The 24,132-nt window shown below is 44.5% G+C and carries 12 protein-coding genes; 8 read left to right on the plus strand and 4 right to left on the minus strand.

The genetic code is table 11. The features are described from left to right. Window positions 1-22: 22 nt before the first annotated feature. The 6 genes from HMPREF0999_RS01240 (at window position 23) to HMPREF0999_RS01265 (ending at window position 13,038) form a co-directional block, all read left to right on the plus strand. Window positions 23-1,120, plus strand: a complete 1,098-nt coding sequence (locus tag HMPREF0999_RS01240) for an ROK family protein (protein WP_009274967.1) — start codon at window positions 23-25, stop codon at window positions 1,118-1,120. A gap of 3 nt (window positions 1,121-1,123) precedes the next feature. Continuing rightward, window positions 1,124-3,490 (plus strand): GH92 family glycosyl hydrolase, encoded by a 2,367-nt coding sequence (locus tag HMPREF0999_RS01245; RefSeq protein WP_009274968.1) that lies wholly within the window; start codon window positions 1,124-1,126, stop codon window positions 3,488-3,490. Then, window positions 3,480-4,622, plus strand: coding sequence for an MFS transporter (locus HMPREF0999_RS01250; RefSeq protein WP_009017168.1), 1,143 nt, complete (start codon window positions 3,480-3,482; stop codon window positions 4,620-4,622). Before HMPREF0999_RS01245 ends, HMPREF0999_RS01250 begins: the two co-directional genes overlap by 11 nt. Window position 4,623: 1 nt before the next feature. Then, a complete protein-coding gene (locus tag HMPREF0999_RS01255; RefSeq protein WP_009274969.1) occupies window positions 4,624-7,512 on the plus strand; it encodes a hypothetical protein in 2,889 nt (962 codons plus the stop codon). 731 nt (window positions 7,513-8,243) lie between these two features. After that, complete coding sequence (locus tag HMPREF0999_RS01260; RefSeq protein ID WP_005857976.1) at window positions 8,244-11,420, plus strand: SusC/RagA family TonB-linked outer membrane protein; 3,177 nt, start codon at window positions 8,244-8,246, stop codon at window positions 11,418-11,420. 25 nt (window positions 11,421-11,445) lie between these two features. Next, the gene (locus HMPREF0999_RS01265; RefSeq protein WP_009274970.1) at window positions 11,446-13,038 is read left to right on the plus strand and encodes a RagB/SusD family nutrient uptake outer membrane protein; all 1,593 of its coding nucleotides are present in this window, start codon (window positions 11,446-11,448) and stop codon (window positions 13,036-13,038) included. 83 nt (window positions 13,039-13,121) lie between these two features. Here the strand turns inward: HMPREF0999_RS01265 and HMPREF0999_RS22595 are convergent, their stop codons facing one another. The 4 genes from HMPREF0999_RS22595 to HMPREF0999_RS01285 all read right to left on the minus strand — a co-directional run bounded on the left by HMPREF0999_RS22595 (window position 13,122) and on the right by HMPREF0999_RS01285 (window position 19,134). Next, on the minus strand, window positions 13,122-13,265 hold the full coding sequence (locus HMPREF0999_RS22595; protein WP_005866422.1) for a hypothetical protein: 144 nt from the start codon (window positions 13,263-13,265) through the stop codon (window positions 13,122-13,124). A gap of 487 nt (window positions 13,266-13,752) precedes the next feature. Next, window positions 13,753-13,941: a hypothetical protein gene (locus tag HMPREF0999_RS01270; RefSeq protein ID WP_005866426.1), complete on the minus strand. Its 189-nt coding sequence runs from the start codon at window positions 13,939-13,941 to the stop codon at window positions 13,753-13,755. Window positions 13,942-14,387: 446 nt separating this feature from the next. Continuing rightward, on the minus strand, window positions 14,388-15,962 hold the full coding sequence (locus HMPREF0999_RS01280; RefSeq protein ID WP_009017172.1) for a RagB/SusD family nutrient uptake outer membrane protein: 1,575 nt from the start codon (window positions 15,960-15,962) through the stop codon (window positions 14,388-14,390). A 25-nt stretch (window positions 15,963-15,987) separates the two neighbouring features. After that, complete coding sequence (locus tag HMPREF0999_RS01285; RefSeq protein ID WP_009274972.1) at window positions 15,988-19,134, minus strand: SusC/RagA family TonB-linked outer membrane protein; 3,147 nt, start codon at window positions 19,132-19,134, stop codon at window positions 15,988-15,990. Window positions 19,135-19,492: 358 nt separating this feature from the next. Here HMPREF0999_RS01285 and HMPREF0999_RS01290 point away from each other — a divergent pair, with 358 nt between their 5' ends. Beyond that, on the plus strand, window positions 19,493-21,847 hold the full coding sequence (locus HMPREF0999_RS01290; protein ID WP_005857974.1) for a GH92 family glycosyl hydrolase: 2,355 nt from the start codon (window positions 19,493-19,495) through the stop codon (window positions 21,845-21,847). A gap of 9 nt (window positions 21,848-21,856) precedes the next feature. Further along, window positions 21,857-24,127 (plus strand): GH92 family glycosyl hydrolase, encoded by a 2,271-nt coding sequence (locus HMPREF0999_RS01295; protein WP_005857972.1) that lies wholly within the window; start codon window positions 21,857-21,859, stop codon window positions 24,125-24,127. Window positions 24,128-24,132 lie beyond the last annotated feature (5 nt).

Consider the following 24,132-nt stretch of genomic DNA (forward strand, 5'->3'; position numbering starts at 1 on the left):
TTTAAGTAAAGAAAAGGAATATATGATGTACACAAATGACAATAGAATAGTAATGACATTGGATGCGGGAGGAACGAATTTTGTCTTCTCTGCCATCCAAGGTGGAAAAGAGATAGCCGATCCGGTAGTTCTTCCGGCATGCGCAGATTGTTTAGATAAGTGTTTAGGCAATTTGGTAGAGGGTTTTAAGGCAATTCAAGCAGGCTTGCCGGAAACTCCGGTCGCTATCAGTTTCGCTTTTCCCGGTCCGGCAGACTATCAAGCCGGTATTATAGGCGATTTACCCAACTTCCCCTCTTTCCGGGGTGGCGTAGCGTTAGGCCCGTTTCTGGAAGATATATTCGGGATACCGGTATTTATCAATAACGACGGAAGCTTGTTCGCGTACGGAGAGGCGTTGACGGGAGTGCTCCCGGAGATCAACCGCCGTTTGCGGGAGGCGGGAAGTACGAAACGATATAAGAATTTGCTAGGTGTCACGCTAGGGACAGGCTTTGGTGCCGGGGTTGTCATCGATGGAGAGCTTTTGCGGGGTGATAACGCGGCGGGAGGATATGTATGGTGCCTGCGGAACAAGAAGTACCCGGAGTATATCGTGGAGGAGAGCGTCAGCATACGGGCGGTCATGCGTGTCTATGCGGAGCGGAGCGGTGATGCGGGGGCGCGTACCCCGAAAGAGATCTTCGAGATCGCCGAGGGTATTCGTCCGGGTAACCGGGAAGCGGCTATCGCCGCGTTTGAGGAGTTGGGTGAGATGGCTGGGGACGCGTTGGCTTCCGCTATTACCTTGATCGATGGGCTTATCGTGATAGGCGGTGGTTTGTCCGGTGCTTCCAAGTACATCCTGCCGGCCTTGTTGAAAGAGATGAACGCGCAGACGGGAATGATGGACGGTGCTCGTTTCGGGCGCTTGCAAAAGGAGGTGTATGACTTGGACGACGAGAAGAGCTTCGCCGGTTTTGCCCGGGGAGAGGCTGTCGAGGTGCTAGTCCCGGGTACGAATCGCAAGGTAGGATACGATCCTTGTAAACGGATAGGGGTGACCTTCAGCAAGCAAGGAGCCAACCGCTCGATCGCTATGGGTGCTTATGTTTTTGCGTTAAACCATCTATCTAAATAAATTATGAGAAAGTATAGTATGAAGCCGGTCTGTTTCCTCTTGTTCCTGTGCGGGGTTTTCACATCCTGCGTGACACAAGGCAAGAAGGTCCAGCAAGAGGAGCTTAGCCAATATGTAGAGCCTCGGATCGGCACGGCGCATTGCCGTTGGTTTCATTTTACCCCGGGAGCGATGCCTTTCGGTATGGCCAAGCCGGCCCCTTCTACGAACGGGCATATCGGGAATAAATCCGGTTGGGAGGCTACCGGTTACGATTATCGGGATCAATCGATCGAGGGTTTCCCCTGCTTGCATGAGTTTCAGATCGGTGGAATCGTCTTGATGCCTACGACGGGTTCATTGAAAACAATTCCCGGGGCGGTAGACGACTCGACAGGTATAGGATACCGTTCCCGTTTTGATCGTGCGGACGAGATCGCTACCGCCGGTTATTATTCCGTTCTCCTAAAAGATTACTCGATCCGGGCGGAGCTTACCGCTACCCCTCGTGTCGCTATCCAGCGTTATACGTTTCCGGCCGGGGAGGATAGCCGTATCTTGTTCGATATAGGAAACCGCCAAGGAGAAAGCGGAGCCGTGCGGGACGCGGAAATTACTTTTACGGAAGACGGGCGTATCGAGGGCTGGGTGATTACCGAGCCTGAATATGTGAGGAAATACCAGCCCGGGGCATCGGTTCCTTTGTATTTCTCGGCGGTGCTGGATAAGGCTCCCGTTGGATATGGCGCTTTCAACGGGGCGGATATCCGTCCGGATGAACGGAAAGCGACGGGCGTGGGGGCCGGACTTTATCTGACATTCCGTACCCAAGATCAAGAGTCGGTAACCGCTAAAGTAGGTCTTTCCTATACATCCGTGGAGAATGCCCGGTTAAATAGGGAGACTGAGGCCGCTACCCTTACGTTTGACGAGGCAAGGGAAATCTCTCGCCAAACATGGGAAGAATATTTGGGACGTATCCGGGTAGAGACTCCAGCGCGAGAGGATAAGGTGAAATTCTATACCGGTTTGTATCACGCTTTATTGGGGCGTGGATTGGCTAGCGATGTGAATGGCGCTTATCCGAGAAATGATGGCTCGGTAAGACAAATCCCTTTGAAAGACGGAAAACCGGTACATAACTTATACAATACCGATGCCGCTTGGGGAGCGCAATGGAATCTGACGCAGGTTTGGGCTTTGGCCTATCCGGAATATTATTCGGATTATATAAGTAGCCATTTGTTGGTGTACAAGGACGCCGGCTGGCTGGCGGATGGAATCGCTAATAGCCGTTATGTCTCCGGGGTTGGTACGAATTTATTAAGTACGATTATCGCCGGCGCTTATCAATGTAGCATTCGGGATTTCGATGTGAATACGGCCTATGAGGCTTGCTTGAAGAATGAGTTGGATGGGGAGAATCGTCCATTGGGCGCAGGAAAGATCGATACCCGTTATTTCGTGGAATATGGTTATGTGCCTCATTTGGATAAGGGGGACGGGCCGGACGAGGCTTTCATGTTCTCCGCTTCCCATACCTTGGAATATGCTTATAGTGCGTGGGCCGTGGCCCAATGGGCGAAGCAACTGGGTAAGACGGACGATTATAACCGTTTGATGGACTTATCGAAAGGCTGGGAGCGTATCTATGACCCTTCCTGTAATTTTGTCCGTCCTAAAAAGAAGGATGGTACGTTTATCGAGGACTTCAATCCGATGCAAGTATGGCGTGGATTCCAAGAAGGTAACGCTTGGCAATATACATTCTATGTACCGCACGACGCGAAAGGCTTGGTCGCGAAAGTAGGCGCAGACGTGTTTAACCATCGGCTGGATAGCATCTTCACGGTGTCTCGTAAATTAATCTTTAGCGGAGGCACGGAAGTAGGGGCTTTCGCCGGTTTGCAAACCTTGTATAACCAAGGAAACCAACCGTGCTTGCACATCCCTTGGATGTTCAACGAGGCCGGTCGTCCCTCGCTTACGCAAAAATGGGTGCGGGCGATCTTGAATGAGTTCTATGGTACGGATGGCATCCACGGTTATGGCTACGGACAAGATGAGGATCAAGGCCAGCTCGGGGCTTGGTACGTAATCTCTTCCTTAGGCTTATTCGATATGAAAGGCTTGACGGATCAAGCGCCTTCTTTCGCTTTGGGTAGTCCTTTGTTCGATAAGATTACGATCCGGCTGAATGACCGCTATTATAAAGGGAAGGAATTTGTGATCGAGACTCGTAATAATAGTAAGCAAAATGATTACGTGCAATCGATGAACTTAAACGGGAAACCATTGACGGATACTCGTATTCCTTTCTCGGAGATTATTCAAGGTGGACATTTGGTTTTAGAAATGGGTAGCCAACCAAAAGATCGATATGAGAACTAAAAGTACGAACTCCGCTATATTCCCGATCCTTTTCGGCTTTTTTGTGATGGGATTCGTGGATGTCGTGGGAATTGCCACGAATTATGTGAAGATGGATTTTGGTTTGTCCGACACCTTGGCGAACCTATTACCCATGATGGTCTTTCTTTGGTTCGCCCTGTTCTCTGTCCCCACCGGTATCTGGATGGGACGGCACGGGCGTAGGAATACGGTAGTCGCTGCCTTGGCCATCACGACCTTGGCGATGCTGATACCTCTTTTCTTCTATGACTTTGCTTGTATCTTGTTTGCGTTCGCTTTGCTGGGAATTGGAAATACGATCTTGCAAGTGTCTTTGAATCCGATGGTAGCCCGGGTGGTAAATCCGGATAAGGTAACGAGCGTGCTTACGTTAGGGCAGTTTATTAAGGCGGTATCTTCCTTCTTAGGTCCGATTATTGCGGGGGTCGCTTCCTCTTTTTGGGGGGATTGGAAGTTGATATTCATTGTCTATTCGGTGACTACCTTGTTATCTATCATCTGGTTGATAGCGACTATTCCGGGTAAAGAGGAAGGAGAGGAGCAAGAAGCCTCATTCGCCTCTACATTAGCTTTATGTAAAGATGCTAGGATACGGATGCTTTTCTTGGGGATTCTGTGTATTGTCGGGATCGATGTCGGTCTGAATACGACGATCCCCAAGCTATTGATGGAAAAGTTATCCATGCCGTTGCAAGAGGCCGGATTAGGGAGTAGCCTTTATTTTGCCGCTCGTACGGGAGGCTCTTTCCTTGGGGCTATATTGTTGGCGAGGATCTCGTCACGACCCTTCTTAAGGGGAAGCATGCTTATCGCTATCCTTGCTTTCATAGGATTGCTTATCTCGGATAGCTTGTGGAGCATGGGCGTTATGATCGTACTGGTTGGCTTGGCTTGTTCGAATGTGTTTTCGATCCTGTTCTCTTTCGCCTTGGAACATCGGCCGGAGCAATCCAACGAGGTCTCAGCCTTGATGATTATGGGGGTGTCAGGAGGCGCCTTGATTACGCCTTGTATGGGAGGCTTAGCCGATAGGTTCGGACAGGTAGCCGGTTTGATGCTATTATTAATATGTATGTTGTATATAGGACTTATATCAATAAAAACACGATAAGATGAAAAAAAGGACTTATTTATCAGCAGGATTGGCTTTGTTGATCGGGACATTGTCGGTTCATGCGTCTCCGGGATTATCAGATATCAAGAGCCGTGTATTGCCGGCGGTTTATAAATCGAAAAACGGACTGACCCAAAAGGTCGAGATCTCCGTGAAACATGAAGGAGAGCCTTCTACAGTGACGATCCGTTTAGGCGAGCAAAGCCGTAAAGAGAAACTGGCGTCCGGGGATAATGTATTCCGAATCGAGATACCCGAGGTTAGCGCTACTCGCCAATTACCGTTGACGCTGACAAGTGGGAAAGAGAAAGAGGAAAGTACGGTTACCGTAAAACCGGTTCGCCATTGGCAGATGAATATGGTGCAGCACACGCATACGGATATCGGTTATACCCGTTCCCAAATGGAAATCTTGGCGGAACAGCTTCGATACATTGATTATGCGTTGGACTATTGCGATGCTACGGATAATTATCCGGATTTCGCTAAGTTCCGTTGGACTTGCGAGATCGCTTGGGCGGTTAGCGAATATTTGAAATGTCGTCCTGCGGAACAGATCGCTCGCTTGAAGCAACGGGTAAAGGAAGGCCGTATTGAATTAGCAACGATGTTCTTGAATTTTGACGAATTACCGGATGAGCAGACACTTGCCGCTTCTCTTTATCCGATCAAGCAATTCAGGGAAAATGGGATGCGTGCCGAGGTAGCTATGCAAGACGACGTGAATGGTATCGGTTGGTGTTTCAGCGAGTATTTCGCGGATGCCGGCGTGAAATATGTGAATATGGGAACCCATGGCCATCGGGCGTTGATCTGCTTTGATAAACCTACGGTGTTTTGGTGGGAATCACCTTCAGGGAAGAAGGTCTTGACTTATCGTGCGGAGCATTATCACTATGGTAATTTTTTCGGGATTCATACGGATAACTTTGACCAGTTCGAGGAACGTGTTTTAACTTATTTAGGTGAAATGGAAGCGAAAAATTATCCGTATGATATATTAGCGGTACAGCATTCGGGATATCTTACGGATAATGCGCCCCCTTCGACTAAAAGTTGCGAGATGTTACAGAAATGGAACGAGAAATATGAATGGCCGAAATTACGCACGGCGGTAGCCAGTGAGTTCTTTAAAACGGTAGAGAGCCAATATGCGGATCGTATCGAGACCGTTCGTGGAGCTTGGCCGGATTGGTGGACGGATGGTTTCGCTTCCGGTGCCCGCGAGGCCGCCATATCTCGTGTGACTCACTCGGATATTATCGCGAACCAAGCCGGATTGTCATTCGCCAAAATGCTAGGCGCTCAATTGCCGACAGACATCAATGATCGGATTTATGATATCAACAAAGCTCTTTTGTTCTATGATGAGCATACTTTCGGGCATAGTGAGAGCGTGCGTAACGCTTATGGACTGGAAACTTGGGAACAACGCTCCTTGAAGCAATCGTATGCGTGGGAAGCCTATCGCCATTCCGGTTTGCTGGGAGAGGCCACTATGGGTATATTACAGTCGTTCGTGCCTAAAAGCGACGTTCCGTCTATCGCTGTATTCAATACGCTCAACTGGAGTTATAGCGGTATCGCTAAAGCTTATGTCGATCATCAGATTCTTCCGAAAGACAAGGCTTTCGAGATCGTGGATGCGGCTGGCAACGTAATTCCCGCACAAGCCGGCGAAAGCCGTTCCGATGGTACTTATTGGAACTTTTACGTGAAAGAAGTCCCGGCTTTGGGATACGCACAGTATTATATAAAGGTGAAGGATGCGCCACGTCCGGAAATACAGGGCACTACGGAATTAAAAGAGACACATGTGGAGAATCCTTGGTATGCCATCGACTTCAATACCCGTAAAGGTACGATTCGTAAATTATGTGATAAGGATTTGAACAAACAATTGGTTACGCCGGATGCGGAATGGGAGATGGGAGAGTTTATTTATGAGATTATCGATAGCCGTCATCCGATGGAACAATATCGTGCTCCCCAATTCCTCCGCCGTCGCCCAGAGAAGATGCGTTTCGAGAAATATGAGAAAGGCGATGTCTGGGATACATATCGTTTCCGGGGAGAGACAGTAGCGGGACGTGAGCCGAATAATTTGATGGTGGAATTCCGTGTATTTAACGTAACAAAGAAAATCGAGGTAGTTTATCGCCTGCGCAAAAGAGCGGTAACAGATCCGGAAGCGGTTTATATCGCTTTCCCGTTTGAGGTTGAAGGAGGAAAGATCCATTTAGATGTACCCGGCGGATCGATTGAGGCGGGTGTAGACCAAATCCCGGGCTCCTCTAACGATTGGTACACGGTGCAAAACTTCGCTACGGCTCGTAATGGAGAGTCACAGGTCGTGATGGGTAGCCAAGAAATACCATTAATGCAATTTGGGGCGATCAATACGGGGCGGTATAAAGCCGGAGCCGTACCTCAGTCCACGAATATGTATTCATGGCCGATGAACAACTACTGGGTAACCAATTTCAATGCGGACCAAATGGGAGAGATGCAATGGAGTTACTTCATCAACTCTTCGAAAGACAACTCTATTGAGTATGCGACTAAGTTCGCTTGGGAAAACCGGATTCCGTTCTTGACCCGTGTTTTGCCTGCCGGAGATAAAAAGGTGGAGCCTCTCCAATCGGCTTCCATTTTCAAGATCGTACCGGAGAATTTGTTGTTGGTAAACATGAGGCCTGTGGAAGGCGAGAATGCTGTTATGCTTCAATTGCGTGAGATAGGCGGGAAGCCAGCTACTTTCTCCGTAGCTTCAGATAAAATTAATTTTGTGAAAACTACGGTTTGTGATGTCGTAGGAGACCCAGTTTCGGGGAATCCGTTGAGTTTCGCTCCGTGGGAGAATAAGTTTATAAAATTATCTTGGTAGCATGGTAAGGGGCGGGGTTTGCCCGCCCTTATCCAGTTTGTCTTATGTTTGTATATTGAATGTTTTGATAGGATCTAATCCCAAATAAATCAGTATTATTCTAAGCAGAAGACTTGCTTGTGTTAGAGTGATGGGTGAAGAGTGTCATGAGAGACTCTGTTTCGGGTAATGCCTTATTGGATTTCAAGCCTTGTGGGAATAAGTCTATGGCGCTTTCTTGGTAGAAAGATTGTAGATAATGTGGTTCTTCTTTTATTTATAAAGGAAGGCTAAATTTTTTCATATTATCCAGTCTCTGAATATATTATCTGTTTTTTTCATAGAAGCCATACTAGTGCCATTTTCGCCTAGCCTTGAATCTCAATAAATTTAACATTTGTTTATTGTAACCAATTTAAAGTGTTTTTACTGTTAATATTTGATAGTTAATTATTTATGTGATAGAAAGACGATGATACTATTGTAAGTCCGTACGGAACAATATATTTTTAGTACATTTAGGGGCTGATATTCTTGGTTTCAAGGGGTGATTTGTGATAAATGTGTCATTTTTATTAAAAAAATACTATAGATTTAAGTCTAGTTTGCAAAAAAAGTTATACATTTGCCCAGTTTTTAATGATATAGACCATGAATGGCGCACTAGTTCCGTACGAACTATGTCCATCTATAACGATAAAAATTACATAGACAATGTAATCAATCTAAACTTAATTAAAAAACAAAGCAAAATGACAAAGAATGAATCTAAGCTATTATCCATTCAGGGGATAGCTAAAGCCTCAGCGTTCTGTTTGCTGCTTTCTGCCTTCTCTGTAAACGCCGCTATGGCCGCTCCCGCTCCCGCAGGCACGGTTGATGAAGTAATGGCAGTGCAGCAAGGCAAGAAAGTAACAGGTGTGGTTGTTGACGGTACAGGTGAGCCTGTTATTGGCGCTAACGTGGTGGTGAAAGGCACTACAAACGGTACGATCACTGATTTCGATGGAAATTATACGATCGAGGGTGTGCCCGCCGACGGAGTTTTGGTGATTTCCTATATTGGTTATTTATCTCAAGAGATCCCTGTAGGCAACCAATCTGCAATCAATGTTACATTGAAAGAAGATACACAGACTTTGGATGAGGTAGTAGTAGTAGGTTACGGTACGATGCGTAAATCGGATGTAACAGGTTCTATTTCTACAGCTAAAGGAGAAGAGATGTTAAAAGCTCAAAACTTTAGTGCATTGGATAACTTGCGTGGTAAGGCTGCCGGTGTAAATATCTTCTCTAACTCTAGCCAGCCGGGTGCTTATGGTAGCCGTGTTGTTATCCGTGGTCAAGCGACAATTAATGCTTCTTCTGATCCATTGTATGTTGTGGACGGCGTAGTAATGGAGAACTTCTATTTGATGAACCCGAATGACATCGAGTCTATGGAGGTATTGAAAGATGCTTCCGCTACTGCTATCTATGGTGCTCGTGGTGCCAATGGTGTTATCATGGTTACTACGAAACGTGGTAACAAAGAAGGTGGAACGAAGGTTAGCTACTCTGGTTCTGTAAGCTTGGCTCATCGCGCTCGTAAGATGGATACGATGAATGCGCAGGAGTGGTGCGATGCTTTTATGCAAGGTATTGAGAATGAGAATAGATGGGGATCTGATAAGGATGGCAATCCATTTAACTGGTCTACTAATCGTGCGGATTGGTTTACAGATCGTCGTTTCTTCGATTCTAACGGTAATCCTCTTTATGATACAGATTGGCAAGATGAGGCAACTCGTACAGCGATCTCTCATAACCATCAATTGAATGTTCAGCAAGGTGGCGAGAAATCATCTATGGGTGCATTCTTGAACTATACTGATAACCAAGGCATCATGCTGAATACCTATTCAAAACGTTTGAATGCGAAGATCGCTTATGACGCCAATCCTACGACATGGTTGTCTACAGCGGTCAATTTAGCTGTAAATCATACTTGGGGCAACTCTACTCCTGAGGATGGCGGTGGACAGGACGCTCGTCGTACTATGATCGAGATGGTTCCTTGGATGCCGGTTCAATACGATGGAAAGTATACTTCTACTAATACTCCAGAAGGTATGCCGATGGACTTTGAGGCAATGTCTAACCCTGTTCATATCTTGAAGACTTATAAGAATATGAACTATAATACAAAAGTATTCGGTAATGCAGCCTTGACATTCCATATCATCGAAGGTTTGGATTTGAAGACTCAATTCGGTGTTGACGCTAACTTTAAGACTTTGCACAAATATATGCCAAGTGACTTGGTGAATTTGGCATATGACCAACATGGACGTGCTGAAAGATATCACGCAAATACTCTTTATTGGCAGGAAGAGACTTACTTGACTTATAACAAGACGATTGGTGAGCACCGTATCAATGCTATGGCCGGTTTGTCTTGGCAGGAGCGTAAATATGACTATTCTAGAATGTATACAGAGAACTTCACTAGCGATTTCTTTGAGGACTTCAATATGGACGCAGGTACGAAGCCTGATGCTCCGAAGACTTATTGGGAACGTTGGGCTATGAACTCATATTTCTTACGTTTCGCTTATACATTCAAGGATCGTTACTCCGCTACAATTACTGGTCGTTATGACGGTTCTTCTAAGTTTGGTAAGAATAATAAATACGCATTCTTCCCATCAGCAGGTTTGGCTTGGAACATCACGCAAGAAGACTTTATGTCTGATCAAAATACGATCAGCAACTTGAAGTTGCATACTAGCTATGGTTTGACCGGTAACTCTGAGATTGGTGTTTACAAATCTTTGGCAACAGTTACAAGCGAAACCTTATTATTGAATGGAACACGTAATTCCTATTCTTATTTGAATAGATTACCAAACTCTGATCTGAGATGGGAGAAAACCGCTCAATTCGATATAGGTTTTGATTTAGGTTTGTTCAATAATAGAATCACGTTAGATGCTTCTTATTACAACAAGAAGACTTCTGATCTGTTATTGGATGCCCCGGTTCCTCATACAACAGGTTTCGAGACAGTTTATAAGAATATCGGTTCTATCCGTAACCAAGGTTTGGATTTGATGTTGTCTACTCGCAATATTGATACGAAAGACTTCACTTGGACAACCTCTATCAATGCCAACTTTAATAAGAATAAGATCTTATCATTAGGTGATAATGACGAGGATATCTTGAAGAACGAATGGGTAAGTGGTGCTTCCATCTTACGTGTTGGTGAGAGTGTAGGTAGTTTCTATGGTTATAAGCGTTTAGGCGTTTATACGATCGAGGATTATGAGGCTGGTAACTGTGAGAAGAAACAGATCGGTCGTGCGAAACGTTCTTCTGAGCGTGAGATCATAGGTAAAGGTGTACCTGATTGGACTGGATCTATGATCAATACATTACGTTACAAGAATTGGGATTTCACATTGGATCTACAATTTGTCGCTGGTGTTCAGACCTTGCAACAGTTCTATCACTCTACGTATGACCGTTTCGGACAAACTAACGGTTTGACAAATATCTTGTATGACGCATATAATGGAACGAATCCTAATTCTATGCAGCAAGCTATCTGGTTGTTCAACGGTGGTCACGCAGGACAGGATACATTGACAGACTCTCAATGGGTGGCTAATGGTTCTTATTTACGTGCGAACTTAATCCAGTTAGGTTATACTTTCGACTCAAATCAATTGGCAAAGACTCCGTTTAGTAGCTTACGCCTATATTTGAATGTGAACAACGCATTCTTGATCACGGCGAAAGACTTTAATGGATACGATCCTGAAAGTACATCCCAGATCTCTACATCTAATGGTGCGGTATCTCCAGAGCAATTTGGTCAGAATATGGCCTTCTTCTCTTATCCGAGAGCTAGAACGTTTACGTTGGGTGTAAATGTAACATTTTAATTAATTAATTATTCAGAAAATTGCGATGAAAAAAATATTAACAACGGCTATTTTATGTGCGGGATTGGTAGGATTTACCGCATGTGACAGTTTTTTGGATGAGGAACCAAAGTCATCCTTGACGCTGGATACCTATTATAAGACAAGTGCTGATATTATTGGCAATGTCAATTATCTATATCGTGACGGTGCTCCCGATAAGATGGGTAATATGACTGGTGCTTATAGAGGTTCTAGCTTGTCTGTAATGAACATGGTAACTGGTTATTTCGTGAATGAATATGAAGGTCAGGAAGTAGACTGTTCCTATGCTCGCCAGTTGACTCGTCAGGACTTTACGCAATCTTGTTGTAATTATTTGACTAATGACACTTGGAAAAGTTGTTATAAGTCGATCAATGTAGCGAACGCAGTTATCAAGTATGTTGATGGTGTGGAAATGGATAATCAAGCTCAGTATAAAGCAGAGGCTCGTTTCTTCCGTGCATTGAACTATTTCTATCTTGTAAAAATGTTTGGTGATGTTCCAATGGTTACAGAACCTACAGAAGATGCTACTTTGGTTGAATATCCGACTCGTACGGCTGCATCGGAAGTTTTCAATACAGTTATCATTCCTGATTTACAGTTTGCTGTAGAGAATTTACCTAATGCTACTTTTGCAGGAAATAGTCACCGTGTGACAAAATATGCGGCTGATATGTTGCTGGCCGATGTTTACATGAGACTAGGAGAGTACGCTAATGCGGTTACTCCATTGAAAGATGTAATCAATAGCGGAAAATTCGCTTTGGCTACTAACGATAACCTTGCGGAAGGTAGTGCGTTCAATAAGTTACGTACAACAGATGATCTGCCAGAGGTTATTTATGCCCGTGAATATGACGCAGCTATTTCTCCTAACGGTAATATCCCGGTTCACGCATTCAATTTGATTTCTCCGACATTCTTCGCTAATTCTTCTACTGGAAACAAATACTCTTTGTGGGTAAATGTGTATGGTGTTAGCGAGCGTTATTTGAATGTGTATGGTGAGAAAGACTTGCGTGCCCAGATGAATCAGTTCTTCCATCGTACATATACGCATCCTGTTGATGGAACAACTCTGGATATGAAGATGCTTTGTAACTGGTACTGGTATGATGAGACTGCTATCTTAGAGACTGGTAAGGGTACGAAAGACTGGAACTTCTATCGTTATGCTGAAACATTATTATCTGCCGCTGAAGCTATCGCTCAGTCTAGTGGGGTAAACGCTGAGGCTGCCGGCTATTTGGCACAAGTTAAGGCACGTGCTAACATGGAAGGTAAGGATGTTTCTACAATCGCTTCCGAGCTTCAAAGATTAGGCAAGCAAGCTTTTATTGAAGAGTGCTGGAAAGAGCGTTTACGTGAGTTCCCATTGGAAATGAAGATTTGGGATGACTGTGTTCGTACAGGTAAATTCCCTCAAATCTCCGCTACAAACAAGGGTGAGGTTCAATTCGTTGATTTAATTGGCGCTAAGAATGGTAGCGGTGCTACATTCAAGGCAACAGACTTATACTGGCCGATCCCTGTAAACGAGATCCAACGTAATCCGAATTTAACTCAGAATGAGGGATATTCAGCGAAGTAATTACTTTTTATTTCAATAACTGATGGCTGAAAGGGAAGGATGAGTGATTATTCTTCCCTTTCTTCCTTAATACAAGAACCCCATCATCCATAACGGGATCTTATTTTTATATCATCCGCAACGATAAAACCGTCCGGTATCCCTTCTATTGGTGAGTACCTTTTTCGTTTGCCACCGATCTCGAACGTATAAATTCCATCCACCAAAAAATCGTTGGCTTCGCTCATACTTTACAAATTTATCCTTTCTATTTTATCTGTAATACTCGGATGTAAATCTAAGGTTGTTACTTGGTGAGACTTTTTCAATTGGTTCGCAAAGAACGTCTCCCGCATGTTGCCGATATTCGCTTTCAAAGGCGAGAGGATATACATCAGATTTCTATTTTTCAAGTAGATATTGTCCGGCTTTTGCAGGCGAGAGATACCAAAAGTAGAAACAGTTGTAGGTCAGCTTACTTTCTGCCAATACGTTTAGATAAGTCAATAAAACGTTTCTCGTGATACTAATCCATTCGCAGAGCTTACTGATATTCGGGATAAAAGGGGCCGGTAAATATAATTTGCAGTTCTGGCATATCATCGTATATATTCTTCAACTCTTGGCTTTACTGGGGGGATTTATGTACCTCATCCAAGTGTAAGCGTGTTCCTCCTCGTTTCACGAAACGATCCGCAAAGTCATATAATGTATTGTCAGAGAAATAGATACTATCTAAGCTGACATATATGGTTCGTTCGTCTTGCGGAAAATTTCGCTTGATATGCTGTTGCGGTACACTCCCCGAGCACCTCTTATACCGATCAACCGGGCATCCCGATTAATCTCGTACACCGTGCTTCTAATAAAGGCGGTAGAGGTAAATCGCAACTTCTTTCGATACATCTCTATCAATCGCTCCATAATCGTACTTATATATATGCAAATATAACAAATTGTTTATAGCAGAGAGCAATTTTGGGCGTTTTTTGTTTACAGAAGGAAGCAATTGCTTATCCTCTAGCCTGTGTCAAAGTAAAGGATGTTTATGAAGTATTAGTGACTTGGCAAAGTAATATATACTGCGTGGGCAAAATAAGTATATATCCTTTGAGCAAGTCAGTAGTACTGCTCAGAAAATCATTCTTTTTTCTTCACCTTCCAACCGTCCTTCTAACTTAGCAGAATCCAGTATGTCATTTCTTGCTCTTTTGTTTTCATAGTTGAAAGTGAATAATAAGACAACCAAACCAAAATTCTGTATATTATACATTGTTTCATGCAACTCGCTGACTAATCGAGCTACCAAAAAGAGAGGGAAGGATGATCGCTCATTCCCTCCCTCTCTAGCCATCAGTTATTGAAATTTATTATTGAACGGCATAGCCCTCATTCTGAGTCAAACTCGGGTTACGTTGCATCTCGTTCAAAGAGATCGGCCATAGCAAGTCGGAAGACTTGAAGGTTGCGCCGGAAGCGTTCTTTGCGCCAACTAAGTCAACGTATGTAACCTTACCCTTCTCTGTAGAAGAGATTACAGGGAACTTGCCTGTACGCAAACAGTCATCCCAAATCTTGAATTCCAACGGGAACTCACGCAAACGCTCTGTCCAGCATTCCTCGATAAAGGCCTGCTTACCTAATTTCTGAAGATCGGCAGTAATTGCGGCTACCGTCTTGCCTTCCATGTTTGCACGAGCCTTGACTTGTGCCAAATAGCCGGCAGCCTCAGCTGTTACACCTTGAGACTGAGCGATAGATTCAGCAGCGTCAAGTAAAGCCTCCGCATAACGATAGATATCGCGGTCTTTCGTAGAACGTCCTGAGTTCAACAAAGCGTCCTCATCATACCAGAACCAACAGCCACAAGCATCCTTAGGAGCCGTCCAAGTCTTGCCATTGTCCGGATTTGTATAATCCCAATGGAAGAATTGATTTGGCTGAATACGTAAGTCGTTTGCTGCATACACGTTCAAGAATTGATTCGTTGGCCCGTATGTACGCTCAAAGATAGAATACGTACCAAATATAGCTGTAGCCGCTGAGTTGAACGCATAAGTAGGCCACCAACCACCGTTACTGATCGTAGCGTTGTATTCATAAGAGTAAATAGACTCATCTAGTCCGTCTGTCGTGCGGATCTTATTATAGGCAGAACCTAGCGCTAAGTCATTATTGGTTGCCAAAGCGTGCGGAGAATCGATCACAGTCTTTACCGCAGAAGCCGCATCCGCATACTTACCTTGTTGCATATAAACGGAAGTCAAGACCATCGCTGCCGCATACTTCGTGATACGGTTACCATTGTTGTAGAAAGTAGCAGCCGGCAATGCATTAACGGCATCCCTCAGGTCGGATTCGATCTGAGCATATACTTGCTCTACGGAAGCACGCTCCAAATACATGTTCTCCATAGATTCGTAAGGTTCTACTGTCAATGGAACACCACCAAAGATCTTTACCAAGTTGAAATAGTTGAATGCTCTGAAGAACTTAGCCTCTCCAACCAGACGATTGGCCAAAGATTGATCCATCGAGATTTCCGGAATATGCTTGATCGCACCATTCGCTACGTTGATAGCCTTGTAGCAATCATCCCATATACCGTCAATAGTTACGGAAACAGTCATCGTATTCTGCTGACGAGTCAACTCGCGAGAATATTTACAAGTCAACTCCTGACCTTCATAACTGTTTGTAAAGTAACCAGTCAATTGTCCTGTGATAGAGGCAAACGGACCAACATAAGCACTACCCGCACCTGTGAGCTTATTTGAAGCTCCTGTACGATACAAATAGTTCACGTTAGCTTGAGCTTGAGCCTCTGTCTGGTAATAATCCGGGGCTGTCAACGATGACTGCGGTTTCTCTTCCAAGAAATCATTACATGAGCTGAACCCGGTTAAACAAGCACATGCAATCGCTACTGTCAATATTTTTTTCATTTTTTTACTCTACTGATTAAATGAATTAGAATGTTACATTAACACCGAACGTGAATGTTCTCGCTCTCGGATAAGAGAAGAATACCATGTTCTGACCGAACTTATTACTATCACCTTGTGATGTACCCTCTGGATCGTAACCAGTGAAATCGCTAGCTGTAATCAAGAATAAGTTATTCGCACTTGCGTACAAACGCAAAGCGGACAAACCGATCTTGCCAATCACGTTTGAGTCAAAAGTATAACCCAATTGCAACATGTTACAACGCAAGTAAGAACCATTAGCGATCCATTGAGAATCTACTGTCGTATCCTGACCTGCATGGCCTGCGTTACATAAGTAAACAGCCTGTTGCATCGTGTTCGGGTTCGATCCGTTATATGCGTCATATAAAATATTGCTCAAACCATTCGTGATACCGAAACGGTCGTAAGTAGAGTGGTAGAACTGTTGCATTGTCTCAACACCCCATACGAACTGCAAGTCCATCGTCAAATCGAAGTTTTTGTAAGAGAAGTTGTTGATCCAGCTTCCAGTCCAGTCCGGCATACCTTTGCCGATGATCTCTTTCTTATCCGTACGTTTCGCACGACCGATCTGGTTCTTCTCGCACAATCCGTTGTTGAAATCTTCCTCCGTATAAACACCCAAACGTCTGTAGCCATAGAAAGAACTCATGTTCTCACCTACACGCAAGATACTTTCAGAACCACCTACCCAGCTGTTCATCTCGATATCCTCGTTATTGTCACCCAACTGAAGGATCTTGTTCTTGTTGAAATTTAAGTTGATCGTAGAACTCCAGTTGAAGTCTTGAGTCTGAACCGGACGTGCGCTGATCATCAAGTCCATACCTTGGTTTCTTACAGAACCGATGTTCTTATATACCGTAGTGAAACCTGTCGTGTGAGGAATCGGGCAATCCAACAACAAGTCGGTTGTCTTCTTGTTATAGTAAGCTAGATCGAAAGACAAACGGTTCTGCCAAAATCCAATTTCGAAACCAACATCAAACTGACCGGTCTTCTCCCACTTCAAATCAGGGTTAGCCATAGAACTGATGTAAGAATACGGAGCACGTACATCGTTGATAAGAAGCGTACCGGAAGAAACACTTGCCAATGACTTATAAGTGTCAATCTCGGAGTTACCGGTCAAACCATAACTTGTGTGCAACTTCAAGTTGCTGATTGTGTTCTGATCTTGCATGAAATCCTCTTGTATGACATTCCATGCCAAACCAGCGGATGGGAAGAACGCATATTTGTTGTTCTCACCAAACTTAGAGGAACCATCGACACGCCCTGTTACGGTTGCGGAGTAACGATCTTTATATGTATAAGCGAAACGCAAGAAATAAGAGTTCATCGCCCAACGATCGTAAGATGATTCGGGAGCATCAGGTGTTGTGCCTGCTGACATATTATTGTCCTCAAAGAAATCATCTGAGAAACCTGTCGTACGAGCCTTATTCCATTTCTGTACACGCTCTTGCCAAGACAAACCAGCCATTGCGTTGATACGATGATCGCCAAATGCCTTATTGTAAGTCAAGTAAGTCTCCTCTTGCCAATAAAGCGTATTCCAGTTTTGGTACTCAGCCCAACCGTTCGGCATGGAGATGTTGTTCAAATCGATAGAAGAATAACCTCTATACGTTCTATTATGGTGATCAAGACCTAATTGAGTTTTCAAATCTAAACCTTCAGCCAAATGAAATGTCAAAGCGGCGTTACCAAACACCTGCGTGTTGTAGCGCATACGTTTTTGCATATCCAAGATCATGACAGGGTTAGACATACCCTCAAAGCCTAATACATCACCAATGGAAGAAGAGGTAGAAGTGGTATATTTACCATCCTTATCGCGAATCGGCATCCAAGGAACCATTTCGATCATGGTACGACGAGCCTCTTGGCCACCACCATCCTCAGGCGTATAGCGACCCCATGTATGGTTAACCAATACATTGACCGCCGTAGACAACCACTTCGTAGGATTAGCGTCGTATGCCAATTTCGCATTAATACGCTTATTATACGTATTGTTTACGATACCCTGCTGATCTGTATAGTTCAAAAAAGCGCCCATTGAAGAGTTCTTACCTGCCTGTTGTATATTCAACTGATGGTTGTGAGAAACTGCGGTACGAGTTGCCTCATCTTGCCAATTCGTATCATACAGAGGATTACCGCTTGCATCAAAGAAATTTGAATCATTAAACCAATCAGCACGGTTCAAAGACCAATTTTTACCTTGCCACTTATTCTCGTTTTCCAAACCAATCATGAATGCATCACACCATTCTTGGGCGTTCATCGTATCCATCTTACGAGCGATATGGCTTGCACTGACAGAACCTTGATAGCTAACCTGTACGCCTTCACCATCTTTCTTACCACGCTTTGTAGTTACCATGATAACACCATTGGCACCACGGGCACCGTAGATAGCGGCTGCGGAAGCGTCTTTCAATACCTCCATAGACTCGATGTCATTCGGGTTCACCAAATCGAAGTTCTCCATAACGACACCGTCTACTACATATAGAGGATTTGAAGAAGCGTTGATAGTAGCCATACCACGGATAACGACACGGTTTGAATAAGCACCCGGCTGGCTGGAGTTTGAGAAGATGTTAACACCAGATACTTTACCGCGCAAATTGTCTAGTGCACTAAAGTTTTGGTTCTTTGTCAAGTCATCACCTTTAGCCACACCAATGGAGCCAGTCACGTCTGATTTACGCATCGTACCATAACCTACGACCACAACCTCGTCCAAAGTTTGAGTATCTTCCTTCAAAGTAACGTTAATCGCTGATTGGCTTCCCACAGGGATCTCCTGAGACAGATAACCGATATAAGAAACGACCAACACATCGTTTGCGGACACACCCTCGATCGTGTAATTACCGTCAAAATCGGTGATCGTACCGTTTGTAGTGCCTTTCACCACCACGTTAGCGCCAATAACAGGCTCACCTGTACCGTCAACAACCACACCTGTTACTTTCTTGCCTTGCTGCACTGCCATTACTTCATCAACCGTGCCTGCGGGAGCGGGAGCGGCCATTGCGGCGTTTACAGAAAAAGCGGAAAGCAACAAACAGAACGCTGAGGCTTTAGCTATCCCTTGAAGGGATAATAGCTTAGATTCATTCTTTGTCATTTTGCTCTTGTTTTAAATTAAGTTTAGATTGATTACATTTATATGTAATATTATATTCTAGAATAGACATAGTTCGTACGGAACTAGCATGTGATATTTAATCTTTTTCGATAGTGATAAAAGTGCGATGAACAGAGTATGATCTGGCTCATTGGATTTCTTTTTTCTAATTCTTTTTGTTAGATTTGCACCTATATTCGTATAATGCCAGAAATTCATAAGAAAGAAAGGGATATTTCTAAATAAATGACACGAGGATCACTTTCTATTCATGTTAATTAAATGGATATTTGTAGTCTAACTATGAATATAAAACACAAAAACGGATAAATTATATTATTAATTAAATAGCTATATCATGAAGAAAAAAAGCGTTTGGGCTTTAGCTTTAGCGGCGATGCTGATGTGGGTGGGGAAACCTGCGGCAGCGGCTGTGAATGAGTCTTTTGACCCAGTAGAGTATGTAAACCCGCTAATGGGGACGCAATCTTCCTATGAGTTGTCTACAGGAAATACCTATCCGGCTATCGCTCGTCCGTGGGGTATGAATTTCTGGACTCCTCAGACTGGTAAGATGGGAGATGGATGGCAGTATGTATATACGGCTAACAAGATCCGTGGTTTTAAACAGACCCATCAGCCAAGTCCGTGGATCAATGATTACGGACAATTTGCGATCATGCCGGTGGTTGGTAAACCGGAGTTCGACCAAGATAAACGTGCGAGCTGGTTCTCTCACAAAGGGGAGATCGCCAAGGCTTATTATTATAAGGTATATTTGGCGGAGCATGATGTGGTGACGGAATTAACGCCGACAGATCGTGCGGCTATGTTCCGTTTCACTTTCCCGGAAAACGAGCATTCTTATATCGTGGTGGATGCCTTGGATAAGGGCTCTTATATCAAGGTAATTCCGGAGGAGAATAAGATCATCGGTTATTCAACGAAGAATAGCGGTGGGGTTCCCGATAATTTCAAGAATTACTTTGTGATCGAGTTTGATAAACCTTTCACATACGAGGCTACATTTGCTGACGCTTCCTTGAAAGAGGGAACGAAGGAACAAACGAGTGACCATGTAGGAGCCGTTATCGGTTTCAAGACGAAGAAAGGTGAGATCGTCCACGCTAAGGTGGCTTCCTCATTTATTAGCTTCGATCAGGCCGCTATCAATATGAAGGAATTAGGTAACGATAACTTTGATACTTTGGTTCAGAAAGGTAAGGATGTTTGGAATGAGCATCTGAGCAAGATCGAGGTTGAAGGTGGAGATTTGGATCAATACCGTACTTTCTATTCTTGCTTCTATCGTTCATTGTTGTTCCCTCGTAAGTTCTATGAGATCAACGCTCAAGGCGAGGTGGTTCATTACAGCCCGTATAATGGTGAGGTATTACCCGGTTATATGTTTACCGATACCGGATTCTGGGATACGTTCCGTAGTTTGTTCCCATTCTTGAACTTGATGTTCCCGTCTGTAAACAAGGAAATGCAAGAGGGTTTGATCAATACGTATAAGGAAAGCGGCTTCTTCCCGGAATGGGCAAGTCCGGGCCACCGTGGTTGCATGGTCGGTAATAACTCGGCATCTATCTTGGTAGACGCTTATATGAAAGGCGTGAAGGTTGACGATTTGGAGACTCTATATAAAGGTTTGATCCATGGTACGGAAAACGTTCATCCGACGGTTTCTTCTACAGGACGTCTGGGGCATGAATATTATAATAAGTTGGGATATGTTCCTTACGATGTGAAGATTAACGAGAATGCCGCTCGTACATTGGAATATGCTTACAATGACTGGTGTATCTGGCAGATCGCTAAACAACTAGGCCGTCCGAAAAAGGAATTGGATTTATATGCCCGTCGTGCGTTGAACTATAAGAACCTGTACGACAAGGAAACCAAGTTGATGCGTGGCAAGAATGAGAATGGCGAGTTCATGGCTCCGTTCTCTCCGCTGAAATGGGGTGACGCTTTCACGGAAGGTAATAGCTGGCACTATTCATGGTCTGTATTCCACGATCCTCAGGGATTGATCGACTTGATGGGCGGTAAGGATTCATTTGTGATGATGCTTGACTCCGTATTTGCTGTACCGCCTTTGTTCGATGATAGCTACTACGGTGGTGTGATCCACGAGATCCGCGAGATGACCGTGATGAATATGGGTAACTACGCTCACGGTAACCAGCCGATCCAGCATATGATTTATTTATACAACTATGCGGGTCAACCTTGGAAGGCTCAATATTGGTTGCGTCAAGTAATGAATAAGATGTATACTCCGGGTCCGGATGGTTATTGCGGTGATGAGGATAATGGCCAGACTTCCGCTTGGTATGTATTCTCAGCGTTAGGATTCTATCCGGTAGCTCCGGGTACGACCCAATATGTGTTGGGCGCTCCGCTGTTCAAGAAGGCTACGATCCATTTTGAGAATGGAAACAACTTGGTGATCAACGCCCCGAACAACAGCGATAAGAATATCTATATCGAATCTATGACGTTCAACGGCAAGAACTACACCAAGAATTATTTGGATCATAACGATTTGTTTAAGGGTGGCGTGATCGACTTCAAGATGGGTGACAAGCCGAATATGAATCGTGGTATTAATCCGGAGGATATGCCTTACTCATTCTCCGTAAACGAGGAAGGGATCAATAAACTTTCCCCTATTTCTGTAAAACCTAGTAAAAAGAAGAAATAAGCAATTAAGATGAATTTCATTCATAAACCATTAATGTCAGGCATAGCGATATGCCTGACATTTTTCGCATACTCCTGTGCTACACCGGAGAAGATGGAAAACAAGACAGACTTTACCGCATATGTAGATCCTTATATCGGATCGGGAGAACACGGACACGTATTTGTCGGGGCGAACGTTCCGTTTGGAGCTGTTCAAGTAGGTCCTCAGAATATTTTTAAGGGATGGGACTGGTGTTCCGGTTATCATTACTCCGATAGTATCATTATCGGATTTAGTCATACGCATTTGAGCGGAACCGGATGTTCTGATCTGGGGGATATCCTTCTGATGCCTTATACGGGCGAGGTACGTACCGCCCGTGGCGAGCAAGATAATATAGAGGGAGCCGCTTCTTCCTATTATAAACATGCCAACGAAGCCGTAGCTCCGGGATATTACTCTTTGCTGATGGATAATGGCGTAAAGGCGGAGTTGACAGCGACCGAGCGTGTAGCCTTACATCGTTATACGTATCCGTCGGGAAGTGAGCATCGCCTCTTGATCAACTTGAAGGAGGGTATCGGTGATAAAGCGTATGACACTTATTTGAAGAAGATTGATGAGTACACGATCGAGGGGTACCGCTTTTCCAAAGGTTGGAGCCCACGTCACAAAGTATTCTTTACGTTGAAATGTGATCAGCCGATCGAGTCTTTGGCTGTATTCAACGATGATGAGGCCGCAGGTAATGATGAGTTGACGGGCGAGTCCGTTAAGGGAGTGATTACCTTTAAGGGAGATGCCCCGACCGCCTTGGTAAAGGTCGCTATCTCTTCCGTAAGTTGTGAGAATGCCTTGGCTAACTTACGTACGGAGCTTTCTCATTGGGATTTCGACGAGGTTCGTAACGAGGCTATCGATAAATGGAATGACCAATTGTCTTGTATCTCCATCGATACGAAAGATGAGCGTGCCAAGAAGATTTTCTATACCGCCATGTACCATGCGTTTATCGCTCCGACGTTGTATTGCGACGCGAATGGCGATTTCCGTGGCCATGACGATAAGGTGTATACGAACAATACTTGGAAGAACTATTCCACTTTCTCTCTATGGGATACGTATCGTACCTTGCATCCGTTGTTCACGATTATCAAGCCTCAATATGTGTCGGATTTGGTGAACTCGATGTTAAGCATTTACGACCAGCAAGAGAAATTACCGATCTGGCCGTTGATTGGTGGTGAGACGGACCAAATGCCGGGATATAGCGCTGTGCCTATTATCGCAGATGCCTATCTGAAAGGTTTTACCGGCTTTGACGCCGACCGTGCGTATCGTTATATGGTTGCTTCATCTGTCTATGAGAAGCAAAACGGGGTGCCGTACGTGTTGGAAAAAGGCTATATCCCTTGTGATAAGGTACGTGAGGCTACTTCTATCGCGATGGAATATGCCGCTGATGATTGGGGTATCGCCTTGATGGCGAAAAAAATGGGCAAGACGGAGGATTACCAGAATTACTTGAAACGTGGTAAATATTATACGCAGTATTTCGATAAGGATATCAACTTTATCCGTCCGAAAATGAATGATGGCAGCTGGCGTACGCCGTACGATCCGATCCAGTCCATACATAGCGTAGGCGATTTCTGTGAGGGAAATGGCTGGCATTATACATTCTTCGTGCCCCAGCATCCGGAAGGCTTGATCGAGTTGATGGGTGGCGACGCTCCGTTTATCTCGAAACTGGATTCTTTGTTCTTGGTGGAAGGTGAGTTAGGAGAGAACGCCTCTCCGGATATCAGTGGCTTGATCGGCATGTACGCCCATGGAAATGAGCCGAGCCATCATGTTACTTACTTGTATCCTTACGCCGGCGAGCAATGGAAGACAGCCGAGAAAGTTCGTTACATTCAAGATGTGTTCTATACCGACCAGCCGGAAGGCATCATCGGAAACGAGGATTGTGGCCAGATGTCCGCTTGGCATATCATGTCTGCCTTGGGATTTTACCAAGTGAATCCTTCCAATGGCGTATTCGTGTTCGGTAGCCCGTTATTCGATAAGGCTTCCGTTCATTTGCCGGAGGGTAAAACTTTCGAGGTCGTAGCCCAGAACAACAGCAAGGAGAATGTATATATCCAATCCGTGTTGCTAAATGGTAAACCTTATAACAATTCTTATATCCTGTATGATGATATCGTGAAGGGAGGGAATCTTACCTTTGTGATGGGCAACACGCCGAATAAGGAGTTCGGAGCTGCCCCAGAAAATCGTCCGAAGACGGCTGAGTAAATAGC

This window comes from Parabacteroides sp. D25, assembly GCF_000307475.1.
GTDB lineage: Bacteria > Bacteroidota > Bacteroidia > Bacteroidales > Tannerellaceae > Parabacteroides > Parabacteroides distasonis.

Bases quoted from the DNA above. Each gene is read 5' to 3' on its own strand.
- HMPREF0999_RS01280 (WP_009017172.1), bottom strand. From the start codon at position 15,962: ATGAAAAAAATATTGACAGTAGCGATTGCATGTGCTTGTTTAACCGGG.
- HMPREF0999_RS01290 (WP_005857974.1), top strand. From the start codon at position 19,493: ATGAAGAAAAAAAGCGTTTGGGCTTTAGCTTTAGCGGCGATGCTGATG.
- HMPREF0999_RS01255 (WP_009274969.1), top strand. From the start codon at position 4,624: ATGAAAAAAAGGACTTATTTATCAGCAGGATTGGCTTTGTTGATCGGG.
- HMPREF0999_RS01295 (WP_005857972.1), top strand. From the start codon at position 21,857: ATGAATTTCATTCATAAACCATTAATGTCAGGCATAGCGATATGCCTG.
- HMPREF0999_RS01250 (WP_009017168.1), top strand. From the start codon at position 3,480: ATGAGAACTAAAAGTACGAACTCCGCTATATTCCCGATCCTTTTCGGC.
- HMPREF0999_RS01270 (WP_005866426.1), bottom strand. From the start codon at position 13,941: ATGGAGCGATTGATAGAGATGTATCGAAAGAAGTTGCGATTTACCTCT.
- HMPREF0999_RS01245 (WP_009274968.1), top strand. From the start codon at position 1,124: ATGAGAAAGTATAGTATGAAGCCGGTCTGTTTCCTCTTGTTCCTGTGC.
- HMPREF0999_RS01260 (WP_005857976.1), top strand. From the start codon at position 8,244: ATGACAAAGAATGAATCTAAGCTATTATCCATTCAGGGGATAGCTAAA.
- HMPREF0999_RS01285 (WP_009274972.1), bottom strand. From the start codon at position 19,134: ATGACAAAGAATGAATCTAAGCTATTATCCCTTCAAGGGATAGCTAAA.
- HMPREF0999_RS01265 (WP_009274970.1), top strand. From the start codon at position 11,446: ATGAAAAAAATATTAACAACGGCTATTTTATGTGCGGGATTGGTAGGA.
- HMPREF0999_RS22595 (WP_005866422.1), bottom strand. From the start codon at position 13,265: ATGAGCGAAGCCAACGATTTTTTGGTGGATGGAATTTATACGTTCGAG.
- HMPREF0999_RS01240 (WP_009274967.1), top strand. From the start codon at position 23: ATGATGTACACAAATGACAATAGAATAGTAATGACATTGGATGCGGGA.